The 21,629-nt window shown below is 71.7% G+C and carries 23 protein-coding genes; 8 read left to right on the top strand and 15 right to left on the bottom strand.

What is annotated here, in order from left to right; translation table 11 throughout:
• Window positions 1-459: 459 nt before the first annotated feature.
• Window positions 460-1,122 (bottom strand): DNA-3-methyladenine glycosylase, encoded by a 663-nt coding sequence (locus tag ABFY07_RS37150; protein WP_346178710.1) that lies wholly within the window; start codon window positions 1,120-1,122, stop codon window positions 460-462.
• A gap of 168 nt (window positions 1,123-1,290) precedes the next feature.
• Here ABFY07_RS37150 and ABFY07_RS37145 point away from each other — a divergent pair, with 168 nt between their 5' ends.
• Complete coding sequence (locus ABFY07_RS37145; protein ID WP_065958223.1) at window positions 1,291-2,073, top strand: sporulation protein; 783 nt, start codon at window positions 1,291-1,293, stop codon at window positions 2,071-2,073.
• 77 nt (window positions 2,074-2,150) lie between these two features.
• Here the strand turns inward: ABFY07_RS37145 and ABFY07_RS37140 are convergent, their stop codons facing one another.
• Entirely contained in the window at window positions 2,151-2,489 is a 339-nt protein-coding gene (locus ABFY07_RS37140; protein ID WP_346178709.1) for a barstar family protein, read from the bottom strand.
• 94 nt (window positions 2,490-2,583) lie between these two features.
• Here ABFY07_RS37140 and ABFY07_RS37135 point away from each other — a divergent pair, with 94 nt between their 5' ends.
• Together ABFY07_RS37135 and ABFY07_RS37130 are read left to right on the top strand one after the other, a co-directional pair.
• Window positions 2,584-3,123, top strand: a complete 540-nt coding sequence (locus ABFY07_RS37135) for a YbhB/YbcL family Raf kinase inhibitor-like protein (protein ID WP_346178708.1) — start codon at window positions 2,584-2,586, stop codon at window positions 3,121-3,123.
• Between the two features lie 224 nt (window positions 3,124-3,347).
• Window positions 3,348-3,851 carry an HNH endonuclease gene (locus tag ABFY07_RS37130; protein ID WP_065958417.1) on the top strand — a complete coding sequence of 168 codons (504 nt, stop codon included), beginning with the start codon at window positions 3,348-3,350 and terminating at the stop codon, window positions 3,849-3,851.
• Window positions 3,852-3,930: 79 nt separating this feature from the next.
• Here the strand turns inward: ABFY07_RS37130 and ABFY07_RS37125 are convergent, their stop codons facing one another.
• From ABFY07_RS37125 to ABFY07_RS37115, 3 genes are all read right to left on the bottom strand, one after another.
• Complete coding sequence (locus ABFY07_RS37125; RefSeq protein ID WP_346178707.1) at window positions 3,931-4,884, bottom strand: SPFH domain-containing protein; 954 nt, start codon at window positions 4,882-4,884, stop codon at window positions 3,931-3,933.
• Window positions 4,885-5,086: 202 nt separating this feature from the next.
• The gene (locus ABFY07_RS37120; protein WP_076971076.1) at window positions 5,087-5,512 is read right to left on the bottom strand and encodes an NfeD family protein; all 426 of its coding nucleotides are present in this window, start codon (window positions 5,510-5,512) and stop codon (window positions 5,087-5,089) included.
• Between the two features lie 212 nt (window positions 5,513-5,724).
• A complete protein-coding gene (locus tag ABFY07_RS37115) occupies window positions 5,725-6,516 on the bottom strand; it encodes an ABC transporter ATP-binding protein (protein WP_065958418.1) in 792 nt (263 codons plus the stop codon).
• A 109-nt stretch (window positions 6,517-6,625) separates the two neighbouring features.
• Between ABFY07_RS37115 and ABFY07_RS37110 the strand changes: the two genes are divergently transcribed.
• Window positions 6,626-7,429, top strand: a complete 804-nt coding sequence (locus ABFY07_RS37110) for a hypothetical protein (RefSeq protein WP_346178706.1) — start codon at window positions 6,626-6,628, stop codon at window positions 7,427-7,429.
• A 70-nt stretch (window positions 7,430-7,499) separates the two neighbouring features.
• Here the strand turns inward: ABFY07_RS37110 and ABFY07_RS37105 are convergent, their stop codons facing one another.
• The 3 genes from ABFY07_RS37105 to ABFY07_RS37095 all read right to left on the bottom strand — a co-directional run bounded on the left by ABFY07_RS37105 (window position 7,500) and on the right by ABFY07_RS37095 (window position 9,743).
• Window positions 7,500-7,742 carry a chaplin gene (locus ABFY07_RS37105; RefSeq protein WP_346178705.1) on the bottom strand — a complete coding sequence of 81 codons (243 nt, stop codon included), beginning with the start codon at window positions 7,740-7,742 and terminating at the stop codon, window positions 7,500-7,502.
• A 191-nt stretch (window positions 7,743-7,933) separates the two neighbouring features.
• A complete protein-coding gene (locus tag ABFY07_RS37100; RefSeq protein ID WP_346178704.1) occupies window positions 7,934-8,593 on the bottom strand; it encodes a response regulator in 660 nt (219 codons plus the stop codon).
• Entirely contained in the window at window positions 8,586-9,743 is a 1,158-nt protein-coding gene (locus ABFY07_RS37095) for a GAF domain-containing sensor histidine kinase (protein WP_346178703.1), read from the bottom strand. Before ABFY07_RS37095 ends, ABFY07_RS37100 begins: the two co-directional genes overlap by 8 nt.
• A 447-nt stretch (window positions 9,744-10,190) precedes the next feature.
• Between ABFY07_RS37095 and ABFY07_RS37090 the strand changes: the two genes are divergently transcribed.
• On the top strand, window positions 10,191-10,982 hold the full coding sequence (locus ABFY07_RS37090; RefSeq protein ID WP_346178702.1) for a transglycosylase SLT domain-containing protein: 792 nt from the start codon (window positions 10,191-10,193) through the stop codon (window positions 10,980-10,982).
• A gap of 152 nt (window positions 10,983-11,134) precedes the next feature.
• Here ABFY07_RS37090 and ABFY07_RS37085 read toward each other — a convergent pair whose 3' ends face one another.
• On the bottom strand, window positions 11,135-13,855 hold the full coding sequence (locus ABFY07_RS37085; protein ID WP_346178701.1) for an FHA domain-containing protein: 2,721 nt from the start codon (window positions 13,853-13,855) through the stop codon (window positions 11,135-11,137).
• A gap of 222 nt (window positions 13,856-14,077) precedes the next feature.
• Here ABFY07_RS37085 and ABFY07_RS37080 point away from each other — a divergent pair, with 222 nt between their 5' ends.
• Both ABFY07_RS37080 and serB read left to right on the top strand, forming a co-directional pair.
• Window positions 14,078-15,493 (top strand): streptophobe family protein, encoded by a 1,416-nt coding sequence (locus ABFY07_RS37080; RefSeq protein WP_346178700.1) that lies wholly within the window; start codon window positions 14,078-14,080, stop codon window positions 15,491-15,493.
• A gap of 78 nt (window positions 15,494-15,571) precedes the next feature.
• A complete protein-coding gene (serB, locus tag ABFY07_RS37075; RefSeq protein ID WP_065958242.1) occupies window positions 15,572-16,807 on the top strand; it encodes a phosphoserine phosphatase SerB in 1,236 nt (411 codons plus the stop codon).
• 71 nt (window positions 16,808-16,878) lie between these two features.
• On the opposite strand, the gene ABFY07_RS37070 is transcribed toward serB, so the two are convergent.
• The 4 genes from ABFY07_RS37070 to ABFY07_RS37055 all read right to left on the bottom strand — a co-directional run bounded on the left by ABFY07_RS37070 (window position 16,879) and on the right by ABFY07_RS37055 (window position 19,416).
• The gene (locus ABFY07_RS37070; protein WP_346178699.1) at window positions 16,879-17,397 is read right to left on the bottom strand and encodes a SixA phosphatase family protein; all 519 of its coding nucleotides are present in this window, start codon (window positions 17,395-17,397) and stop codon (window positions 16,879-16,881) included.
• A gap of 109 nt (window positions 17,398-17,506) precedes the next feature.
• Window positions 17,507-17,695, bottom strand: coding sequence for a hypothetical protein (locus tag ABFY07_RS37065; RefSeq protein WP_346178698.1), 189 nt, complete (start codon window positions 17,693-17,695; stop codon window positions 17,507-17,509).
• A gap of 248 nt (window positions 17,696-17,943) precedes the next feature.
• Window positions 17,944-18,060: an SGM_5486 family transporter-associated protein gene (locus ABFY07_RS37060; protein ID WP_281182456.1), complete on the bottom strand. Its 117-nt coding sequence runs from the start codon at window positions 18,058-18,060 to the stop codon at window positions 17,944-17,946.
• 54 nt (window positions 18,061-18,114) lie between these two features.
• On the bottom strand, window positions 18,115-19,416 hold the full coding sequence (locus ABFY07_RS37055) for a CynX/NimT family MFS transporter (protein WP_346178697.1): 1,302 nt from the start codon (window positions 19,414-19,416) through the stop codon (window positions 18,115-18,117).
• 114 nt (window positions 19,417-19,530) lie between these two features.
• On the opposite strand from ABFY07_RS37055, the gene ABFY07_RS37050 reads away from it, so the two are divergent.
• Window positions 19,531-20,223, top strand: coding sequence for a FadR/GntR family transcriptional regulator (locus tag ABFY07_RS37050; RefSeq protein WP_346178696.1), 693 nt, complete (start codon window positions 19,531-19,533; stop codon window positions 20,221-20,223).
• An 82-nt stretch (window positions 20,224-20,305) separates the two neighbouring features.
• On the opposite strand, the gene ABFY07_RS37045 is transcribed toward ABFY07_RS37050, so the two are convergent.
• Window positions 20,306-20,632, bottom strand: a complete 327-nt coding sequence (locus ABFY07_RS37045) for a hypothetical protein (protein ID WP_065958251.1) — start codon at window positions 20,630-20,632, stop codon at window positions 20,306-20,308.
• Window positions 20,633-20,856: 224 nt separating this feature from the next.
• Entirely contained in the window at window positions 20,857-21,627 is a 771-nt protein-coding gene (fabI, locus tag ABFY07_RS37040) for an enoyl-ACP reductase FabI (protein ID WP_065958252.1), read from the bottom strand.
• Window positions 21,628-21,629 lie beyond the last annotated feature (2 nt).

Raw genomic sequence — 21,629 nt, 5'->3', positions numbered from 1 at the left:
CCGTGAATGCTTCCGGGCTATCCCGGCAACACCACGAGAGCGGAGCAGGCCGGAGGAATAATCCAGCCCGCTCACAGCGTCCTCGCTGTGTGTGTTTCTTCAAAGGAACCTCGTCCGATCAGCCACATTGGCCGACCGTACGGGGTATCAACATATCTGGCGTTGACTTTTGGCACACTGTTGAGTTCTCAAGGAACGGACGCTTCCTTCGAAACCGTTTCACCGGTTTCTCCGGGCGCTTCCCTTCGGTGTGTCCACTACTTTAGCTGATTTCCGGCCCGGCTCCTAATCGAGCCTTCGGATCGAATTTCCGCGCAGCGGAAATAGACCCTGTTCGGGAATCTTCGGTAGTGGTGTGCCGCCTGCGGCTCCGGGGTGCCGTGGCCCGACCGTGGTCGTACCGACAGCGCTGCCCGTCTCAAGCGGCTCGGGCTACGTTAGGCGTCGGCATGGCCCGAGTCAAGTTCGGTCTGACGGCGCGTCGGACGTGCGGCGGCGGGGCGTGTGGGCGCGGTACGGGCTCACCGTCGGGTCGCCGTCGATCCAGAAGCGCCAGGGGTGCGTTGCGCCCTCACCGCCGACGCCCGTGCGCGGGCCGCTCAGCACCCGGTCGGGCGGGACGGGGGTGCCGGTGAGTATCCGCATCGGGGCCTGCGGGCCGGAGCAGACATCGCTGCCGTTCAGCCGGCGGTCGACGCCGAGGGCCGTGGCGAGCCGCGCGGGGCCCTTGGCCAGCTCCTGGTCGTTGCGGGCGGTGGGGCGGTGCTTGTGCGCCCACTCCTGGCCGCTCAGAATCTCCCCCGCGCGCAGCAGCACCCCGCTGGGAAAGCCCTCCGGGCCGCACACCAGGTTCAGGCAGTGCCACATGCCGTAGGTGAAGTAGACATACGCATGGCCCGGGGGCCCGAACATGACGGCGTTGCGCTCGGTGCGGCCCCGGTAGGCATGCGATCCCGGGTCGGCCGGCCCCGCGTACGCCTCCACTTCGGTCAGGCGCAGTTCGATCGGTCCGTCCGGTGTGCGGCGGACGAGGGTGCGCCCGAGGAGGTCGGGGGCCACCTCCAGGACGGGGCGGTCGAAGAAGGTGCGGGGCAGCGGCGTACGGTCAGGTCCTGCGATCACGCCGCCCGAGCGTAGTGCAAGCGATACGAACGGGTGGTTGGAGCGGACCCCGTCCGCTGACAGGGTGGGCGGCGCGGAACCGCTCCCCGCCGTTCCGCGTTCCTAGGGTTCAACAGTGGTCGCCGTGCGATCAGAACAAGACGCAGGCGCGTCCTTGAGAGGGAGAACATGGGCTTCAAGAAGCTGCTCGCGAGTCTGGGTGCCGGTGGCGCTTCGGTGGAGACGGTGCTGACGGAGGAGAACGTCGTCCCGGGCGGCATCGTCCAGGGCGAGGTCCGGATCCAGGGCGGCTCGGTGGCGCAGCAGATCGAGGGTCTCTCGGTCGGTCTGCAGGCGCGGGTCGAGGTGGAGGGCAACGACCAGGAGTACAAGCAGGACATCCAGTTCACCAAGCAGCAGCTGGGCGGCGCGTTCGAGGTGCAGGCCGGGGCGGTGCACGCGGTGCAGTTCGGTCTCGAGATCCCCTGGGAGACGCCCATCACGATGTTCCTGGGCCGTCACCTCACCGGGATGAACGTGGGCGTGACGACGGAGCTGCAGATCGCGCGCGCGGTGGACTCGGGCGACCTGGACCCGGTGAATGTGCACCCGCTCCCGGCCCAGCAGGCCATTCTCGACGCCTTCGGCCAGCTCGGCTTCCGGTTCAAGAGCGCCGACCTGGAGCGCGGCCACATCCGTGGGACCCGGCAGCGGCTGCCCTTCTACCAGGAGATCGAGTTCTACGCGCCGCAGCAGTACCGCGGGCTCAACCAGGTCGAGCTGAGCTTCGTCTCGGACGACCGGGAGATGGACGTCGTCCTGGAGATGGACAAGAAGCCCGGCCTGTTCTCCGAAGGCGGCGACTCCTACCGCTCCTTCACCGTCAACCTTGCGTCCTACCAGGACACCGACTGGGCCGCGTACCTGAACCAGTGGCTCGCCGAGGTCGGCGGCAAGCGCAACTGGTTCTGACCGCCGGCGGTTCCGGCCCGTCGACAGCTCGCACGCGGGGCGTGCACCGTGTTCACGCGGTGCACGCCCCGCTCGCGTTACTCGTACCGCACCGTCAGCGGGGTTCCGCGCTCGGCCCAGCGGCCGGTGGCCTCGGCGAACACCTCGGCCGCCGTCGCGGCGGCCTCGGGCGCCGCCGTACGGAAGGCCTCCCAGCCGTGGACGCGCAGGACGAAGCCTTCGGCCGGCCGGCCCCACCAGGACAGGTCGCCGAGGCAGTCGGCGAGCGCGTCCCAGTTACGGCCGAACCAGGCGGGGAACCCGAGGTCCCGTGCACAGCGGTCGAGAAAGCCCGCCTTGTCCCGGACCCCGTCCAGGTCCAGTGCGGCGGTGTGCCGGCCGGGGCCGGGCGGGGGCGCGGGCTCGGCTCCGGTCATGGGGGCATGGTGTCAGCCCGCCCGGCGGCGATCTCGTTAGGCTGGCCGCCGATACGACCCCGACAGACCAGCGCGAGCAGCAGGAGGTTTCGACGTGTCCGAGCAGAACCGGCGCCCGCTCCCCCACGATTTCCATCCGCCGGTGCCGTCGTTCACCGTGGTGAGCGACGATGTCGAACCCGGGGGCACCCTGAAGTCCGCCCAGGTCCACGCCGAGGGGAACACCTCGCCGCAGCTGCGCTGGGAGGGTTTCCCGGCGGAGACCAAGAGCTTCGCCGTCACCTGCTACGACCCGGACGCTCCCACGGGCAGCGGGTTCTGGCACTGGGTGCTGTTCGACATCCCCGCCGATGTCACCGAGTTGCCGGCCGGCGCGGGCAGCGGCTCCTTCGAGGGGCTTCCCGAGGGGGCGGTGCACGCCCGGAACGACTACGGCTCCCGCGACTTCGGCGGGGCCGCGCCGCCGCCCGGGGACGGCTCGCACCGCTATGTGTTCACCGTCTACGCGGTGGACACCGAGAAGCTCGGCCCGGACGCCGACGCCTCGCCCGCGGTCGTCGGCTTCAATCTGCGCTTCCACACGCTGGCCCGCGCCCAGCTCATCGGCGAGTACGAGAACCCGGCCGCCAGCTGACCGGCCCGCGCCACCGGGCCGGCGCGCCCGGGCAGGGTCCTCCTCCCCGGTCCTTGTTCCCGGTCCTTGTTCCCGGCTCTTGTTCCCGGTCCTTGTTCCCGGCCTGAATTGAGCCTGCCCCGGGTCTAAATTGCGTTGTCCCGGACTCGCTCCCGGCGAAAGATGGACCCCGGCCCGCCCGCTCTCGCGGGCCGGGGGTTCGCCGGATGCGGGAGGTGGTCGGGATGCGGGAGACGCTGGTTCTCAACGCGAGCTTCGAGCCGCTGTCTGCGGTGTCGCTGCGCCGTGCGGTGGTGCTGGTCCTGCAGAACAAGGCAGTCATCGAACACGCCCATCCCGGGCTGCGGGTGCGTGCCGCGGAGGTCGATCTGCCGCTGCCCCGGGTGATCCGGCTGCGCCGGTACGTACGCGTGCCGTTCCGAAGACGCGCTCCGTGGTCGCGGCGCGGGGTGCTGGTACGGGACCGGCACCGGTGCGCCTACTGCGGCCGCCGGGCGACGACCGTGGACCACGTGGTGCCGCGGTCGCACGGCGGTGGGGACACCTGGCTCAACACGGTGGCCTCCTGCGCCGAGGACAACCACCGCAAGGCGGACCGGACTCCGGAGCAGGCCGGGATGCGGTTGCTGAGCACGCCGTTCGAGCCGACGCCCTCGGACGCGCTGCTGCTGGCGCTGGGGGCGGCGGGGCGCGAGGATCTGCCGGAGTGGCTGGCGCTGCCCGCGTGACGCACTGAGGCCGAGGGCCGGGCCCGACACGCATGAACCCCCGCGCGGTGCGCGAGGGTTCGGCGTTGTGGGTGTGGCGTCAGTCGATGGTGGGCTGCTCGCGGCGCGGCGCGGCCTCCTTGCCGGTGGCGGCGGGACCGCCGCCGTTCCCACCGGCCATCGGGCCGAAGTTGCCGATGGCGCCGCCGAGTCCCTTGAGGGCGTCGCCGATCTCGCTGGGCACGATCCAGAGCTTGTTGGCGTCGCCCTCGGCGATCTTCGGGAGCATCTGGAGGTACTGGTACGAGAGCAGCTTCTGGTCGGGGTCTCCGGCGTGGATGGACTCGAAGACCGTACGGATCGCCTGGGCCTCACCCTCGGCGCGCAGCGCGGCGGCCTTGGCCTCACCCTCGGCGCGCAGGATCGAGGACTGCTTCTCACCCTCGGCGCGCAGGATCTCGGACTGCCGGACACCTTCGGCCTGGAGGATCGCCGCGCGCTTGTCACGGTCGGCGCGCATCTGCTTCTCCATCGAGTCCTGGATGGAGGTCGGCGGCTCGATCGCCTTGAGCTCGACGCGGTTGACGCGGATGCCCCACTTGCCGGTGGCCTCGTCGAGCACGCCGCGCAGCGCCGCGTTGATCTCCTCGCGGGAGGTCAGGGTGCGCTCCAGGTCCATGCCGCCGATGATGTTGCGCAGGGTCGTGACGGTGAGCTGCTCGATCGCCTGGATGTAGCTGGCGACCTCGTAGGTGGCGGCGCGGGCGTCGGTGACCTGGTAGTAGATGACGGTGTCGATGTTGACCACCAGGTTGTCCTGGGTGATCACCGGCTGCGGCGGGAACGGCACGACCTGCTCACGGAGGTCGACGCGGTTGCGGATCGTGTCGATGAACGGCACGACGATGTTGAGGCCCGCGTTGAGGGTGCGGGTGTAGCGGCCGAACCGCTCGACGATGGCCGCGCTCGCCTGCGGGATGACCTGGATCGTCTTGATGAGTGCGACGAAGACGAGCACCACCAGGATGATCAGGACAATGATGATCGCGTCCACAGCGGCTTCCCGTGCCCTTCATGCTTTCGTTGATCTGGATGATCAGGTCTGGTCGTCGATCTCGATGTCGATCCCGGTGCCGGTCTTGGTGCCCGTCTCGATGTCGATCTCGGGTCAAGTCTTTCAGATCTGAGGGGCAGTTGGCAGCCGGACCGCCCACCGCTGGTATCCGGTTGGTATCCGCGTATGACGGCTCGCTGGTTCACATGACCACGGCCGTGGCGCCGTCGATGTCCACGACGTCGACCTGCTGCCCCGGCTCGTAGGACTGGTCGGGGTCGAGCGCGCGGGCCGACCAGACCTCCCCGGCGAGTTTGATCCGCCCGCCGCCGCTCCCGTCCACCCGCTCCAGGACGACGGCCTGGCGGCCCTTCAGCGCCTCCACGCCGCTGACCAGCTCGGGGCGCTGGGTGCGGCTGCGGACCGCGATGGGCCGCACGGCGGCGACCAGCGCGACGGAGACAGCGGAGAAGACCACGACCTGGAGCACGGCTCCGCCGCCGAGCGCGTCGGTGATCGCGGCGGCGACGGCGCCGACCGCGACCATGCCGAATTCCGGCATCGCGGTCAGCACGAGCGGAATGCCCAGCCCTACGGCGGCGATCAGCCACCACACCCAAGGATCCACAAGGTCATGGTAGTTCTCGGGGGGTGTCCGGGAACAGGGCGCGGATCATCCGCGGGAGAGGTGCCGCGGCGAGTGAGCCGAAGGGGCGCGCCGCTGTCGAAAGGGAGAGCGCGCGGAGGCTGCGAGGAACGAGCAGCCGAGCACGGTCGACCGTCGACAGTGGCTGGAGGCGCCCCGGAGGCGAACCGAGCCCCAAGAAAGGGGGGGCCGTGTCAGCTGAGCGGGAGGCCCTGGGCGGTCCAGCGGTCGCCGTTGCGCTCCACGACCAGCGGGAGGCCGAAGCAGTGCGAGAGGTTGCGCGAGGTCAGCTCGGTCTCGACCGGGCCGGCGGCCAGCACCTTGCCCTGCCGGATCATCAGGACGTGGGTGAAGCCGGGGGCGATCTCCTCGACGTGGTGGGTCACCATGATCATCGAGGGGGCCAGCGGGTCGCGGGCGAGTCGGCCCAGGCGGCGTACGAGGTCCTCGCGGCCGCCGAGGTCCAGCCCCGCCGCGGGCTCGTCGAGGAGCAGCAGCTCGGGGTCGGTCATCATGGCCCGGGCGATGAGGGTGCGCTTGCGCTCGCCCTCGGAGAGGGTGCCGAACTTCCGCTCGAGGTGGTCGGTCATGCCCAGGCGGTCGAGGAAGGCGCGGGCGCGCTGCTCGTCGACGGCCTCGTAGTCCTCGTGCCAGTGGGCGGTCATGCCGTAGGCGGCGGTGAGCACGGTCTGGAGCACGGTCTGGCGGCGGGGCAGCTTGTCGGCCATGGCGATGCCCGCCATGCCGATGCGGGGGCGCAGTTCGAAGACGTCGACGGCGCCGAGCTTCTCGCCGAGGATCCGGACACTCCCGGTGGTCGGGAAGAGATAGCTGGAGGCCACATTGAGGAGGGTGGTCTTGCCGGCGCCGTTGGGGCCGAGGATCACCCACCGCTCCCCTTCTTTGATCGACCAGGAGACCTCGTCCACCAGAGCCCGACCGTCGCGGACCACGGATACGTCCACCAGCTCCAGAACATCGCTCATGAGCGCGTTGTCTCCCATTGCAGTCTCGAGTATCGCGGCGCCTGTAGGCGCAGCCCCCAGGGGAAAACCTACGCCACGTCTTGTCAGCGCCAGTCCTTAGGCTGGGGCCATGCTCGATGAACCGCGCTCAGGGCGCCTTGCCGCCTGGGGAAATGCCCTTCTCGCCGGACTTGTCTCCCCCGATGAGGCCGCGCATCGCATCGCGGCCGATGACGCCTCGCATCGCGTGGCCGACCTGCCGGGGGAGTCCGCCCCCGTGGGGCTCACGCTGGCGCTCGGGCGGCTGCGGGCGCTGGGGGCCAAGGGGCTGCGGGTGGCGCTGCCGGTGGCGGGGCATCCGCTGGGGCTGAGCGGCCCGCCGGAGTTCAACGCGCGGGCGCTGGAGGCGGGCGAGGCGGTGATCGTGACGGGGGTGGCCCTGGGCCTGGTGCCGGAGGTGCTGGAGGCGGGGCCCGAGGGGGATGTCCATGTCGAGGTGGTGTGGCGCTGTCTGCCGGTGCGGGAGGCGCCGCCGGCCGATGTGCCGTCGCTGGGCGAGGCCGAGCGGGAGCTGGCGGAGGCCCTGCGGGAGGCCACCGAGGTGCTGGCGCGGCTGAATGTCGCCGGGGCCGGGCCGGCCGCGCAGGCGGCTCTGGAGGCGTACCGGGCGCGGGCGGGGCGGGGGCGTGAGGTGCTCGCGCCGGGTTATCCGCCGCGGGCGCTGCGGGTGTTGGAGCTGGCCCAGCGGGTGGGCGCGCTGATCGGGATCGCGCAGGGGCCGGGCGGGGGTGCCGGGGAGCACGGCGCGGCGGTGAGCGCGTCGGAGATCGCGGCGCGGGCGGAGGCGCTGCGGCCGGTGGAGCGCACGGCGCGGCGGGCGCAGGTGGCGGCGTACAACGCGTATGTGGAGGAGCTGGAGCGGGGCGGGTTCTGAGGGCTGCCCGCAGGCGGGCACCCCGGCGGTGGGGCCGCCGGGGTGCCGGGGTGCCTTGGCGTGGGGACGCTCAGTGGTTGCCGCAGGAGGTGCCGAAGGACTGGTTCAGCGCCCCGATGACACGGACGCTGTTGTCGCAGGCGTTGACCGGAACGAACACGGGCGCCTGGATGTGGTTGCCGGAGGCGATGCCCGGGGAGTTCACGGCCTGGCCCTGAGCCTGCGAGCCCTGGGCGGAGGCGGCGCCGGCACCCGCGACGGCGAGGCCGCCCGCCGCGATGGTGACGGCCGCGAACTTCTTGATGTTCTTCACTTGGTAAGACCCTTCTAGCGCAACACTGCGGCAGGCCGCCGCAGCCGCCCTGAAGAACGGTCGGGCGCGGGCCCGGTTGCGCTGTCCGGGTGACTTACACCCGACGGTATGAATCTCGGATCGACCGACGGCACTCCTGTATCAGCAACAGATCACCACCCAATGGGGCAATCGACGCATATCGCCCTGGCTCAGGCTCCGATCCCGTGCCGCACGGCCCACAGCGCCGCCTGCGTCCGGTCGGCGAGGTCGAGCTTCATGAGGATGTTGGACACATGGGTCTTCACGGTCTTCTCGGACAGGACCAGGGCCCGCGCGATCTCCCGGTTGGACCTGCCGTCCGCGATCAGGGCCAGCACCTCGCGCTCCCGCTCGGTGAGCGAGCCGCCACGCCCCTGGCCGCCGCCCGACTCCTCCTGGGAGAGCAGCGCCAGGGCCACCTCGGGCTGAAGCAGTACGTGCCCGGCGTGTACGGACCTGATGGCGCCCGCGAGGGCCTCGGGGTCCACGTCCTTGTAGACGTATCCCGCCGCGCCGGCGCGCAGCGCGGGGACGACCGTGCGCTGCTCGGTGAAGCTGGTGACGACCAGCACACGGGCGGGGTTGTCGAGGCCGCGCAGCCGGCGCAGCGCCTCGACGCCGTCGGTGCCGGGCATCTTCACGTCCATCAGGATGACGTCGGGCCGCAGCTCCTCGGCGCGGGCCACGCCCTCCTCGCCGTCGGCCGCCTCCCCCACCACGTCGATGTCGTCCTGCACCTCCAGGAACGTCCGCAGCCCGCGCCGCACCACCTGGTGGTCGTCCACGAGCAACACCCGGATTCGCCGCCCCGTGCCTTCTCGCTCAGCCACCGGGCACCTCCATTTCGATCACGGTGCCCTTGCCGGGCGCCGACTCCACGGTCAGACTCCCGCCCACGCCGCCCGCCCGGTCGCGCATCGAGACCAGGCCGAGGTGGCGCCCCGCCCGACGGACGGCCGAGGGGTCGAAGCCCGCGCCGTCGTCGGCCACGCGCAGCAGCGCGCCCTGGCCACGGCGGCTCAGGGTGACCTCGACCCGCTCGGCGTCCGCGTGGCGCAGCGCGTTGTGCAGGGCCTCCTGGGCCACCCGCAGCAGCGCCTCCTCCTGGGCGGCGGGCAGCGCCCGCACCCCGTGGGCGCAGAAGGTGACGCGGGCGCTGTGGGCGCGGTCGAGGACCTGGATCTGGGTGCGCAGGGTGGCCACCAGGCCGTCCTCGTCGAGGGCGGCCGGGCGCAGCTCCACGACGGCGGAGCGCAGCTCGTCGGCCGCCTCGGCGGCGAGGGCGGCTATCTGCTGCAGCTCCCCCTTGGCCCGGGCGGGGTCGCGGTCCACGAGGGCGGCGGCGGCCTGGGCGGTGAGCCGCAGCGAGAACAGCTTCTGGGAGACGGCGTCGTGCAGCTCGTGGGCGAGCCGGGCGCGCTCCCCGGCGATGGTCAGCTCGCGGCTGCGCTCGTAGAGCCGGGCGTTGGTGAGGGCGATGGCGGCGTGCTGGGCGAGGATGCCCAGCAGTTCCTCGTCCTCGGCGGTGAACCCGCAGCCGCCGCTGGGCTTGGGGCAGCGCTTGTTGGCGAGGAAGACGGCGCCGAGTACTTCGTCGCCATCGGCAATGGGAAGTCCAATAAAGTCGGACATATCCGGGTGTGCGTCGGGCCATCCCTCGAAACGCGGATCCCGGCGGACGTCGGCCAGCCGCTGGGGGGTGGCATCCCGCAGCATCGCGGCCAGGATGCCGTGCTGGCGGGGCAGCGGGCCGATGGCCTTCCACTGCTCCTCACTGACCCCATCTACTACGAACTGGGCGAAGCCCCCATGGTCGTCCGGAACCCCCAATGCGGCGTACTCCGCATCAAGCAGCTCACGGGCCGACACAACGATCGTCTTTAGGACATCCCGGACTTCCAGGTGTCGGCTCATGGCGAGGAGCGCGCCGCTCACATTGGCCAGGCCCGCTCCGGCCCCGCCGCCCGGTCCCTTTGTCATGCCCGACACGGTACCGGCGGCACGGACTCGGACATATCCGCCGGTGGGCGGCCTTCTCCGGGACCTGGGACCTAGGCCTGAGGGGGGAGTCAATCGCGCATTGACGGCGCGTCGCCATGACCTGGAATGACGACCACAGTATGTATTTGCGCAGGCACATCACGCGATACGGAAGCCTCAGTGCTGTGACCCCTGACACAGGACCTAAATCACGTACGACCACGGTTAGTGGACGTTTTAAAACAGTGGTGAGCGGGGAGAACAGCCGCTCGCACAGGTGGGAGCGGCCCAGGTGTCCACTAAGCAGGGTCGTATGTCACACCTTTGCCACAACATTTTGCGGACGCTAAGAATTTCCCAGTCGCACCGCGCCGTAGCTCAGAACACGGCGTTCCCGAGCGCCGATTTGGCCTGCGACACGAGCGATTGGAAGAGGTTCAGTCCGCCATGCCCGTCCCCCGCATTCCCGGTTACAGCCGCTTGACCAAGACGCACAAGTTCTCCGCCGCCGGCATCGCCGCCGCGGGCGCCGCCGCCCTCGCGTTCGCCGTCGTCCCGGGTCAGGCCGAGGGCCAGACGACCGCCGTCAAGGAGCTGCCCGCCAAGCCCGTGGCGTGGAGCCACCAGGTCGTCGACCACCAGGCCCAGCACGAGAGCCTCGTCCAGCAGTCCGAGCTCGCCTCGCAGCAGGCGAAGGAGGAGGCCGCCGCGAAGAAGGCGGCCGAGGAGGCGGCGAAGAAGAAGGCCGCCGAAGAGGCCGCCAAGAAGAAGGCCGCCGAGGAAGCCGCGAAGAAGAAGGCCGCCGAGGAGGCCGCCGCCAAGAAGGCCGCCGAGGAGAAGGCCGCCAAGGAGAAGGCGGACAAGGAGCGGGCCGCCAAGGAGGCCGCGAGCCGGGCCGCCGCGCGCAAGCCCGTCTACGCGAACAACCTCGACGGCTGGATCAAGGAATCGCTCGCCATCATGAAGGAGAAGGGCATCCCGGGCAGCTACAACGGGATCTACCGGAACCTCATGCGGGAGTCGAGCGGTAACCCGCGCGCCATCAACCTCTGGGACATCAACGCCCAGAACGGCATTCCCTCCAAGGGCCTGCTCCAGGTGATAGACCCGACCTTCAAGGCCTACCACGTCGAGGGCACCTCCTGGGACATCTACGACCCGGTCGCCAACATCACCGCCGCGTGCAACTACGCGTACCACCGGTACGGCTCGATGGACAACGTCAACGGCCCGTACTGATCCGACCGATTCGGCCTGATTCCTGCCGATTCAGACTTTCCGGAGCATCTTAAGCGTCCGGACGCCTGACGCCGAAGGGCGGCGGCACCCTCCGTATCGAGGGGTGCCGCCGCCCTTCGGCGTTCCGGCGCGAGGCAGACCGCGGGCAGCCGCTACTTGCGCATGACCTCCGGCTCGTGGCGGCGCAGCAGCCGCGCGACCGCGAAGGCGCAGACGACGCCGAGCGCGAGCAGCACCAGGATGTCGATGCTCCACTGCGAGGTGGCGTGCTCCCACAGGGGGTCGGTGTCATTGGGCTTCTTGCGGTCCCAGGGCGCCATCATGTGGCCCGGGCCGGGGCCGAGGTCCAGGGTCGCCCCGGCGGCGCCGACCGCCCAGCGGGACGGCATCAGATAGGCGAACTGCTCGATGCCCGGCGATCCGTAGATCTTGAACAGGATGCCGGTGAACACGACCTGGACGATCGCGAACATGACCAGCAGCGGCATGGTCTTCTCGGCGGTCTTCACCAGCGCGGAGATCACCAGGCCGACCATCATGGAGGTGAAGCCGATCGCGATGATGGCGATGCACAGCTCCAGGGCCGGGGGCAGGACCAGGCCCTCCTCCGGCAGTTCCCGGGTGGAGAAGCCGATGGCGCAGATGATCACGGCCTGGAAGGCGGTGATCACGCCGAGCACGATCACCTTGGACATCAGATAGGCCGAGCGGGACAGGCCGACCGCCCGTTCCCGTTCGTAGATCACCCGTTCCTTGATCAGCTCTCGTACGGAGTTGGCCGCGCCGGAGAAGCACATGCCGACCACGAGGATCAGCGTGATGGTGCCCGCGTCCTGGTTGAACTGGCCCTTCGGTGCCATGGTGAGCCCGAAGTCGGACGGGATGACGATGCTCACCGCGCCGAGGACGGCGGGCAGGATCACCATCAGGCCCATGAAGCCCTTGTCCGAGGCGATCACCGAGAGGTAGCGGCGCATCAGCGTCCACAGCTGGGAGCCCCAGCTCTGCGGCTTCTGCATGCGCGCCGGGGGCGGCTGGACGTGGACGGACTGGGGCGCGACGGCGTCGAGGTCCGCGGCGTACATCTGGTAGTGCTGCGAACCGCGCCAGCGGCCCGCCCAGTCGTAGTCGCGGTAGTTCTCGAAGGCCGAGAAGACATCGGCCCAGGTCTCGTACCCGAAGAAGTTGAGCGCCTCCTCCGGGGGGCCGAAGTAGGCGACCGCGCCGCCCGGGGCCATGACCAGCAGCTTGTCGCACAGCGCCAGCTCGGCCACCGAGTGGGTGACCACCAGCACGGTGCGGCCGTCGTCGGCCAGACCGCGCAGCAGCTGCATCACATCGCGGTCCATGCCCGGGTCGAGGCCGGAGGTCGGCTCGTCCAGGAAGATCAGCGACGGCTTCGTGAGCAGCTCCAGCGCGACGGAGACGCGCTTGCGCTGGCCGCCGGAGAGTGAGGTGACCTTCTTGTCGGCGTGGATGTCGAGCTTGAGCTCGCGCAGCACCTCGCCGATCCGGGCCTCGCGCTCCGCCTCGGCGGTGTCGCCCGGGAACCGGAGCTTGGCGGCGTAGCGCAGCGCCTTCCGGACGGACAGCTCCTTGTGCAGGATGTCGTCCTGCGGGACCAGGCCGATGCGCTGGCGCAGCTCGGCGAACTGCTTGTAGAGGTTCCGGTTGTCGTAGAGGACGTCGCCCTGGTTGGCCGGGCGGTAGCCGGTGAGCGCCTTGAGCAGCGTGGACTTGCCGGAGCCCGAGGGGCCGATGACCGCGACGAGGGACTTCTCGGGGACGCCGAAGGAGACGTCCTTGAGGATCTGCTTGCCGCCGTCGACCGTCACCGTCAGATGGCGGGCCGAGAAGGACACCGCGCCGGTGTCGACGAACTCCTCGAGGCGGTCGCCGACGAGCCTGAAGGTGGAGTGGCCGACGCCGACGATGTCGTTCGGCCCGATGATCTGCTGGCGGACCGGCTGGCCGTTGACGTAGGTGCCGTTGTGGCTGCCCAGGTCGCGGATCTCGAAGCGGCCGTCGGGCAGGGCGCGGAACTCCGCGTGGTGGCGGGAGACCTGGAGGTCCGAGACGACCAGCTCGTTCTCCAGCGCACGGCCGATGCGCATCACCCGGCCGACGGCGAGCTGGTGGAAGGTGGTCGGGCTGCGGTCGCCGCCGTGGGCCGGCGGGGCCCCGGCGCCGGCGCCGGGGACCTTCTGCACCGGGTTCTGCTGCGGGGCGTGCGCCTGCGGAGCCTGGTGCTGGGGTGCGTGGTGCTGCGGGACGTGGGGGTGGGGTGCCTGGTGCGGGGGGACCTGCTGCTGCGGGGCCTGCTGCTGCGGGGCCTGCTGCTGCGGGGCCTGCTGCTGCGGTACGAAGGGCTGCTGGTGCGGTATCTGCTGGGGCGCGCCCTGCGGCTGCGGCCAGCCCTGAGGCTGGGGCTGCTGCCCCGGCTGGGGCCAGGCGGGCGCGGGCTGCTGATACGGGGGCTGCTGGTGGGGGGCCTGCGGCGCCGCGCCCATCGCCGACGGCGCGCTGTAGGCGCCCGCGCCGACCCCGGGGGCGGCGCCGGTGCCCGCGGCGCTCCCGGAGAGGGCCAGCCGGGGACCGTCGCTCGCGTTCCCCAGATGCACGGTCGACCCGGGGCCGATCTCCATCTGCTGGATCCGCCGGCCCTGCACATACGTGCCATTGGTACTGCCGTGGTCCTCGATGATCCAACTGCGCCCGCCCCAGCGCACGGTGGCATGCCGCCAGGACACCCTGGCGTCGTCCAGCACCATGTCGCCCTGCGGATCGCGTCCGATCCTGTATGACCTGGAAGGATCAAGTGTCCAGGTCTGTCCGTTCAATTCCAGTACGAGTTCCGGCACTCCACGCCCCACTACTTGTCCCCCGATGGATCCCCTGCTCGGGGAGTCTAGGGATGGCGAACATCGTGAGGAACTATTTCAGGCTCAGTCGCCGAACCGGAAGTCGGGCATTGACAAGACCGGACCCGCGCGCCGTTGACTCATCCGAAAGGCCCCCGGAAAGTGGTAAGCGCCCAAGGATGGGACGGAACATGGACCAACCGGGCAACTCATACCGATCGGGGGGCCGACGCCATGAGCGCGAGTGGCAGCGGGCGGGTGCGCCCGGGAGAGCTGCTGCTGTCCGCGGTGGCGACGGTGAGCTGGGCCTTTCTGGCCATGGCCGGGGTCGCCGCGCTCGGGCTGCACCTGGTCGGCGCGGACGGCGCGGGCGCGCTCGGCCCCATGACGGCGGCCGTGGTGGTGCTCGCGGTCGGCGGTTCCGTCACCCCCGCCGGGGACGTGGAGGCGTTCGGGCTCAAGGGCGCCCAGGCCCACTCGGCCGTCGACATCGCGCCACTGGGGGTCGGTTTGGTGGGCGCGCTGCTGCTGGGGTGGCTGTTCGTACGGTCGCTGCGCGGGGCGGGAGCGGCGATCGGGCGGGCCGAACTGGCCGCCCGGGCGGGCGCGGTGGTACTGCTCTTCCTGCTCGTCCTCGCCGGGCTCGCCTGGGCGGGCAACGATACCGTCACAATCGACGCCGCCACGCTCGGTCTGACGGGCGGACCGGAGCGGCCGGGCGGGCTGCTCGAGAAACTCCCCCGTGAACTGGGGGACATCGCGGACATCGGCAGCGGACTGCTGCCGGACCGGATCGAGCGGCTCATCGACGCCAAGGCGGCGGTCGGGTTCACCGTCGAAGCGGGCCGCTCGCTGCTCGGCGGCGCGGTCTGGGTCGTCGCGGTGCTGCTCATCGCGCTGCTCGTGGCGCGCCGCGCGCCGGTGCCGCGCGGCCTGGAGGCGGCGCACCGCACCGTCCGGCCGGCCGCCTCGGCGCTGTACGGGGTGCTGGTGCTGGCGGTCGGGGCGGGGCTCGCGGCGGCGGTGTACGCGGCGATCGGCGACGACCACCCCCGGCTGGTGCTGGGCGCGGCACTGCTCGGCGCGCCGAACGGGGTGTGGCTCGGGGTGCCGCTGGGGCTGTTCGTGCCCTGGCACGGCGGGGCGATCGGGGCGCTGGTGCGGGTGCTGCCCGACCCGCTGGACAAACTGCTGGACGGCCGGGAGGACCAGCCGATCACGGTCGCGCGCCTGGCGGAGCTGGACGGCCGGGTGTGGCTGCTGACGGTCGCCTGTGTGCTGATGGTGCTGGCGGCCGGGGTGCTGACGGCGGTCCGTACGCCGGTCGGCCGGGCCGGGACGGCAGGCTTCACGGGGCGGTGCGCGCTGTGGCTGGGGGTCCTCACGGCGCTCGCGCTGCCGCTGCTGGTCCGCCTCACCGGGGTGTCGGCCGGGGCGAGCCTGTCCGTGCTGGGCTTCGACGCCTTCGGCGCCGGGATCGAGCTGCACGGCTCCGCTCCGGCGGCGGCGGCCCTGGGCGCGGGCTGGGGTGCGGCGGCGGGCGCCGTCGGGGCGCTGGCCGCGCGGGCAACGGGGGCCGCGGGCGGGCGGGCGTCCCGGTACGCGACGCTCCGCTCAGAGCCGGGTGACGCCCCGGCGACGGCGAAATGAACGTTTTGTACCGGACAGCCGTCCGTAGCGCGGACTGGCGCGCGATCGGTCCGAGGGGCCGGATACGGTGGGAAGACCATGAGCACACCGCAGACCCCTCCTGCCACCGCCGTCCCGGGCGATGACGTCCCCACCCTCCTCGTCAAGATCTTCGGCAAGGACCGCCCCGGCATCACCGCCGGGCTCTGCGACACCCTCGCCGCCTACGGCGTGAACATAGTCGACATAGAGCAGGTGGTCACCCGAGGCCGCATCGTGCTGTGCGTGCTGGTGACGGCCCCCACGGGCGGCTGGACCTCGGAGGGCGACCTGCGGGCGACGGTGCACAGCTGGGCCGAGTCGATGCGGCTCCAGGCCGAGATCATCTCCGGGCGGGGCGACAACCGCCCCCGTGGCACGGGCCGGTCCCATGTCACCGTGCTCGGCCATCCGCTGACCGCCGAGTCGACGGCGCGCATCGCGGCGAGCATCACCGGCAGCGGGGGCAACATCGACCGGATCTTCCGGCTCGCGAAGTATCCCGTGACGGCCGTGGAGTTCGAGGTGTCCGGCGCCGAGACCGGCACGCTGCGCACGGCGCTGGTCACCGAGGCCGCCGGGATCGGGGTGGACGTGGCCGTCGTGGCGTCGGGGCTGCAGCGCCGGGCGCAGCGCCTGGTGGTCATGGACGTGGACTCGACCCTGATCCAGGACGAGGTGATCGAGCTCTTCGCGGCGCACGCCGGGTGCGAGGCTGAGGTCGCCGAGGTCACGGCCCGGGCGATGCGCGGTGAGCTGGACTTCGAGCAGTCGTTGCACGCGCGGGTCGCGCTGCTGGCGGGGATCGACGAGTCCGTGGTGGAGAAGGTGCGCGCGGAGGTGCGGCTCACCCCCGGCGCCCGTACGCTGATCCGCACCCTCAAGCGGCTCGGCTACCAGGTGGGCGTGGTCTCCGGCGGCTTCACGCAGGTGACCGACGACCTCAGGGAGCGGCTGGGGCTGGACTTCGCCTCCGCCAACACCCTGGAGGTGGCCGACGGCAAGCTGACCGGGCGCGTGGTCGGGGAGGTCGTGGACCGGGCGGGCAAGGCCCGGCTGCTGCGGCGATTCGCGGCCGAGGCCGGGGTGCCGCTGGCGCAGACCGTGGCGATCGGGGACGGGGCCAACGACCTGGACATGCTCAACGCGGCCGGGCTCGGTGTCGCCTTCAACGCCAAGCCGGTGGTGCGGGAGGCCGCGCACACCGCGGTGAACGTGCCGTTCCTGGACACCGTGCTGTATCTGCTGGGCATCACCCGCGAAGAGGTGGAGGCGGCGGACACCGTCGACGGCTGAGCGCCGTGAGCGGGGTCGCCGTACGGCGCCGGGCCCGGGCGGCGAGGCCGTCCGGGCCCGACACGTTCTGATCACTCGTGGGGCGCCCAGAAGGAGCTGAGGCGACCGACGCCGTGCTCGACCGACTTCCAGGAGCCGCTGAAGGTCACCACCGCGAACGCGGAGGTCGGAAATCCGCTCCGGGCCATCCGCTCTCGCGTGCCCTCCTCGGCCTCGCCCGCGAGCGCGTCCGCCAGGGCGTGCATGCCGGGGTTGTGGCCGACCAGCAGCAGATCGCTCACGTCGTCGGGCGTCTCGTTGAGCAGCGCGAGGAGTTCGCCGAGCGAGGCCTCGTACAGCCGCTCCTCGTACACCGTCTTCGGCCGCTGCGGCAGCTCGTGCACCACGAGCTTCCAGGTCTCGCGGGTGCGGACGGCGGTGGAGCAGAGGGTCAGCTCGGGATTGATCCCGGCTTCGACGAGCCGGCGTCCGGCGATTGGGGCGTCTTTGCGGCCGCGCTCCGCGAGCGGCCGTTCATGGTCGGATACCTGGGGCCAGTCGGCCTTGGCGTGTCGGAGAAGGACGATCCTGCGGGGCACATCGACGCTCATGTTTCCCAGCTTCGCATGAAACGGGGGGCTCGGCGCAGGGGGTTGGCCGGACCTCGTCCTCAGGTGAGCAACGGCGGCGCCCACCGCCGCGGCGAGCGGGCCGCCCGTGTCACGGCTGGTGGGTGAGGGCGTCCCGGACCAGCCCGAAGAGCTGCGAGAGCGTGCCGGAGCCGCCGGCGGCGTGCGCGTCGGCGGAGCCGGCGAGCAGCAGCAGGGCGGCGAAGGCCAGGGACGGGAGGGCGATGGCCCACCACGGCAGCCGGCTGACAGCTTGTTCAGGCTGGGTGCGCGCGGACATGGGGATCGCCTCCGGGGTGCGATGCGGTGGGTGACGGGGGGCCGGCGACGGGCGCCGTGCCTTCGGCCCCGCCTTCGCGTTCCGACATGTCGAATGTACGGAGCGCCGGGGGCCGGTCCCATCCGGTGAACCACCCAGTTCCCCCTGACCCCGGCCCCCTAGGGGATGGTGGGGCCCGCTGCACCCTCTCGTACGCGGGCGGGCGCCCACGGACGCGCGCTCGCGGGTACGCGTTCGGGGCGCCGCGCTCAGGGCGAGGCGATGGTCGCGACCACGCCGATGACCACGGTGATGCCGAGCATCACGCCCAGGATGATGAGCAGCTTCTTCTGACCGTTCGGCGGGTTCTCGTCGAGCACTGGCATGGCCCCAGTGTCCCACCGCCCCGGGCCCGCCCCGTCACCGCCCCGGCCGTCCACTCAGATCTCGTCCTCGACGGTACGGTCGCGCCCGGCGACGAGCCCGGCGGCGATCTGCGGCAGCATCAGCCCGGCCATCAGCGCGATGGGCAGGTCCCAGCCGCCGGTGTGCTGGTAGAGCGCGCCGACCAGCAGCGGCCCGGGGATGGACAGCAGATAGCCGGTGCTCTGGGCGAAGGCGGACAGCCGCACCACGCCCGCGGCGGTCCTGGCCCGCATGCCGATCATGGTCAGGGCGAGCGGGAAGGAGCAGTTGGAGACGCCGAGCAGCAGCGCCCACACCCAGGCGCCCTGGGCCGGCGCGAGCCACAGCCCGGCGTACCCGGCGAGCCCGAAGGCTCCCAGGACCACCACCAGCGGACCCTGGCTGCTCAGCCGAGCCGCGAGCGAGGGCAGTACGAAGGCCAGCGGCACGCCCATCACCATGGTGACCGCGAACAGCAGCCCGGCCGTGGAGGCGGAGACCCCGGCGTCCCGGAAGACCTGCGGCATCCAGCCCATGGTGATGTAGGCGGCGGTGGCCTGGAGGCCGAAGAAGACGGCCAGCGCCCAGGCCGTGGGGCTCTTGGTGATCCGGGTCCGGGCGGCGGCCGGGGCCTTGGCAGTGGCCGTGCCGGGGGCGGGGGCCGGGCCCGTCTCGGGTGCTGCGGCGCCGCCCGTGCGGTCGCGGGCGAGCAGCGGCCAGGGCAGCACGGCGACGGCCGCGAGCACCGCCCACACCCCGAGCCCGACCCGCCAGCTGCCGCCCAGGGCATCGGTCATGGGGACCGTGACGGCGGCCGCGCCCGCCCCGCCCAGCGACAGGGCCATGGAGTAGCCGCCGGTCATCGGGCCCACCCGGTCGGGGAACCAGCGCTTGACGAGCACCGGCATGAGGACGTTGCCCACGGCGATCCCGGCCAGCGCGAGCGCGCTGGCGGCGAGGAAGGCGGTGGTCCCGCCCACCAGGGGGCGTACGGCCAGGCCCGCGGTGATGGCGGCGAGCCCGGCGCAGACGACGGCGCCCGGCCCCCAGCGGCGGGCCAGCCGGGGCGCGGCGAGGCCGAACAGGGCGAAGCAGGCCGGGGGCACCGAGGTGAGCAGCCCGGCGACGGTGCCGCTCATGCCGAGGTCGGCCCGCGCCTCTTCGAGGAGCGGGCCGAGGCTGGTGACGGTGGGGCGGAGATTGACCGCGGCGAGGACCAGGGCGAGGACCAGCAGGCGGCGCCGCCAGGGGCCACCGGCGGGCTCCGGCGCGCCGGCCCGGCGTGGCTGTCGTGTCGGTGCGTCGGTGTCGGGTGTCGCGAGTTCCTGGTCGGCCATGCCCGCCATCATAGAATGATGGGATGAATGGGTGTCCAGTGGTTCCCCACCGCTCGACGACGGGCGGACGGCATCATGAGAGCACCCGCATCCCGGCCCAGGCACAGGAGAGTCATGCCGCTGACCTCACCCCGGCGCTCCGCGCTCGCCGACCAGGTGATCGCCCAGCTGCGCGCCCAGATCACCTCAGGAGAGTGGCCGGTGGGATCCCGGATCCCCACCGAGCCGGAGCTGGTCGAGCAGCTCGGGGTGGCGCGCAACACCGTGCGCGAGGCGGTGCGCGCGCTCGCGCACAACGGCCTGCTGGACATCCGGCAGGGCTCGGGCACCTATGTGCTGGCGACCAGCGAGCTGGCCGGGGTGATGCACCGCCGCTTCGCGGACGCCGACCCGCTGCACGTCGCCGAGTTGCGCAGTGCCCTGGAGACGAAGGCGGCGCGGCTGGCCGCTGAGCGCCGCACCGAACAGGACCTCAAGCAGATCGACGCGCTGCTCGACCGGCGCGAGCAGGCATTCGCCTCCGGGGACGCCGAGGCGTTCGTCGAGGCGGACGCGACATTGCACATGGCCGTCGTCGCGGCCTCGCACAACGAGGTGCTGGCCGAGCTGTACGCGGATCTGGGCGGGGTGATCCGGCAGTTCCTGCACGGTGACGTCGAGGGCGGGCTGCGCCCCGAGGACCATGTGGACCACGCGCGGCTGGTGGAGGCCATCCGGGCCGGGGACGGCGAGCGCGCCGCGGCAGAGGCCGGCACCCACCCCTTCAGCTGCCGGTACGCGGACCGGGCGGACCGGACCGCCGGCTGACGCGGACCGGATTCCGGCCGACTCGGACCGGACCGCCGGCTGACCAGAACCGGCGACCGCCGGCTGACCCGGACCGCCCCGGTCAGCGGTGGTGGCTCACCCAGGCCTTCCGTATCTCCTTCCAGCAGCGCTCGGCGAGCCGTACGTGCTGGGCCGGGCCGACCTCGATGGAGCGGCCGTCCATGTCCGGGTCCCACCATCGCGCGCACTCGACATGCAGCTGGACCCGGTCCGTCTGCGGGTTCGGGTTGAAGCAGCTGGCCGTGGCGTGCGACCCGCGCACCCAGGTGCTGCACGCCGCCTCACGCGGCCGGGTACGCTCCTGGGCGGCCGAGTTCGAGGCGACGGCGATGAACCCGACCACGGCCGCGACCAGCACCGCGGCCGCGACGCAACGGGACCTACGCATGGCAGGACCTCCTCGACCGTGCTCTCCACCGTGCCGAACCGCCGCAGCGCCCGATACTCCACAGTGCCCGTGCCGACGGCCGCTGCGCGCGGCACACTGCTCCGAACGGGCGAACGGCCCCCGCCCCGGCCCGCGGAGCGCGGGAACCGGGGCGGCGGCCGGAAAAAGCCAGGACGGAGCCGGGCGGGACGAAACCGGCCGGGACCGGACCAGCCGGGACGGGCTCAGGCGCCCATCATGTGCACCCCGCCGTCGACGTGCACGATCTCGCCGGTGGTACGCGGGAACCAGTCCGACAGCAGGGCGACCACGCCACGGCCGGCCGGCTCCGGGTCGCTCAGGTCCCAGCCGATGGGCGCGCGGTTGTCCCACACGGTCGCCAGCTCCTCGAAGCCCGGGATGGACTTGGCGGCCATCGACTTGATGGGGCCGGCGGAGACCAGGTTGCAGCGGATGTTCTTCTTCCCCAGGTCCCGGGCGAGGTAGCGGCTGGTGGACTCCAGCGCCGCCTTGGCGACACCCATCCAGTCGTACTTCGGCCAGGCGAACTGGGCGTCGAAGGTCAGGCCGACGATCGAGCCGCCCCGCGGCATGACCGGCAGGCAGGCCATGGTCAGCGCCTTGAGCGAGTACGCCGAGACGTGCACGGCGGTGGACACGTCCTCCCAGGAGCCCTCCAGGAAGTTGAAGGCGCCCTGCGGGCCGAAGGCGATCGAGTGCACGACGCCGTCCAGGTCGACGCCCTCGCCGAGGTGTTCGCGGACCTTGTCGGCCAGCCCGTCCAGGTGCTCCTGGTTCTGCACGTCCAGCTCGATGACCGGCGCGGGCTTGGGCAGCCGCTTGGCGATCCGCTCGACGAGGGAGACCCGGCCGAAGCCGGTGAGGATGACCTCGGCGCCCTCGTCCTGGGCGAGCTTGGCGGCGTGGAAGGCGATGGAGGACTCGGTGATGACGCCCGTGACCAGGATGCGCTTGCCGGCGAGAATTCCACTCATGA

The sequence above is a fragment of the Streptomyces sparsogenes subsp. cuspidosporus genome (assembly GCF_039532705.1).
GTDB lineage: Bacteria > Actinomycetota > Actinomycetes > Streptomycetales > Streptomycetaceae > Streptomyces > Streptomyces sparsogenes.
Note: the sequence above shows the minus strand (reverse complement) of the source record. Positions and strands in the feature narration are given on the sequence as shown.

Excerpts from the sequence above, each read along its gene's own strand:
- ABFY07_RS37145 (WP_065958223.1), top strand. The coding sequence starts at position 1,291 with ATGGGCTTCAAGAAGCTGCTCGCGAGTCTGGGTGCCGGTGGCGCTTCG.
- ABFY07_RS37140 (WP_346178709.1), bottom strand. The coding sequence starts at position 2,489 with ATGACCGGAGCCGAGCCCGCGCCCCCGCCCGGCCCCGGCCGGCACACC.
- ABFY07_RS37130 (WP_065958417.1), top strand. The coding sequence starts at position 3,348 with ATGCGGGAGACGCTGGTTCTCAACGCGAGCTTCGAGCCGCTGTCTGCG.
- ABFY07_RS37115 (WP_065958418.1), bottom strand. The coding sequence starts at position 6,516 with ATGAGCGATGTTCTGGAGCTGGTGGACGTATCCGTGGTCCGCGACGGT.
- ABFY07_RS37110 (WP_346178706.1), top strand. The coding sequence starts at position 6,626 with ATGCTCGATGAACCGCGCTCAGGGCGCCTTGCCGCCTGGGGAAATGCC.
- ABFY07_RS37095 (WP_346178703.1), bottom strand. The coding sequence starts at position 9,743 with ATGACAAAGGGACCGGGCGGCGGGGCCGGAGCGGGCCTGGCCAATGTG.
- ABFY07_RS37090 (WP_346178702.1), top strand. The coding sequence starts at position 10,191 with ATGCCCGTCCCCCGCATTCCCGGTTACAGCCGCTTGACCAAGACGCAC.
- ABFY07_RS37080 (WP_346178700.1), top strand. The coding sequence starts at position 14,078 with ATGAGCGCGAGTGGCAGCGGGCGGGTGCGCCCGGGAGAGCTGCTGCTG.
- serB (WP_065958242.1), top strand. The coding sequence starts at position 15,572 with ATGAGCACACCGCAGACCCCTCCTGCCACCGCCGTCCCGGGCGATGAC.
- ABFY07_RS37070 (WP_346178699.1), bottom strand. The coding sequence starts at position 17,397 with ATGAGCGTCGATGTGCCCCGCAGGATCGTCCTTCTCCGACACGCCAAG.
- ABFY07_RS37065 (WP_346178698.1), bottom strand. The coding sequence starts at position 17,695 with ATGTCCGCGCGCACCCAGCCTGAACAAGCTGTCAGCCGGCTGCCGTGG.
- ABFY07_RS37060 (WP_281182456.1), bottom strand. The coding sequence starts at position 18,060 with ATGCCAGTGCTCGACGAGAACCCGCCGAACGGTCAGAAGAAGCTGCTC.
- ABFY07_RS37055 (WP_346178697.1), bottom strand. The coding sequence starts at position 19,416 with ATGGCCGACCAGGAACTCGCGACACCCGACACCGACGCACCGACACGA.
- ABFY07_RS37050 (WP_346178696.1), top strand. The coding sequence starts at position 19,531 with ATGCCGCTGACCTCACCCCGGCGCTCCGCGCTCGCCGACCAGGTGATC.
- ABFY07_RS37045 (WP_065958251.1), bottom strand. The coding sequence starts at position 20,632 with ATGCGTAGGTCCCGTTGCGTCGCGGCCGCGGTGCTGGTCGCGGCCGTG.
- fabI (WP_065958252.1), bottom strand. The coding sequence starts at position 21,627 with ATGAGTGGAATTCTCGCCGGCAAGCGCATCCTGGTCACGGGCGTCATC.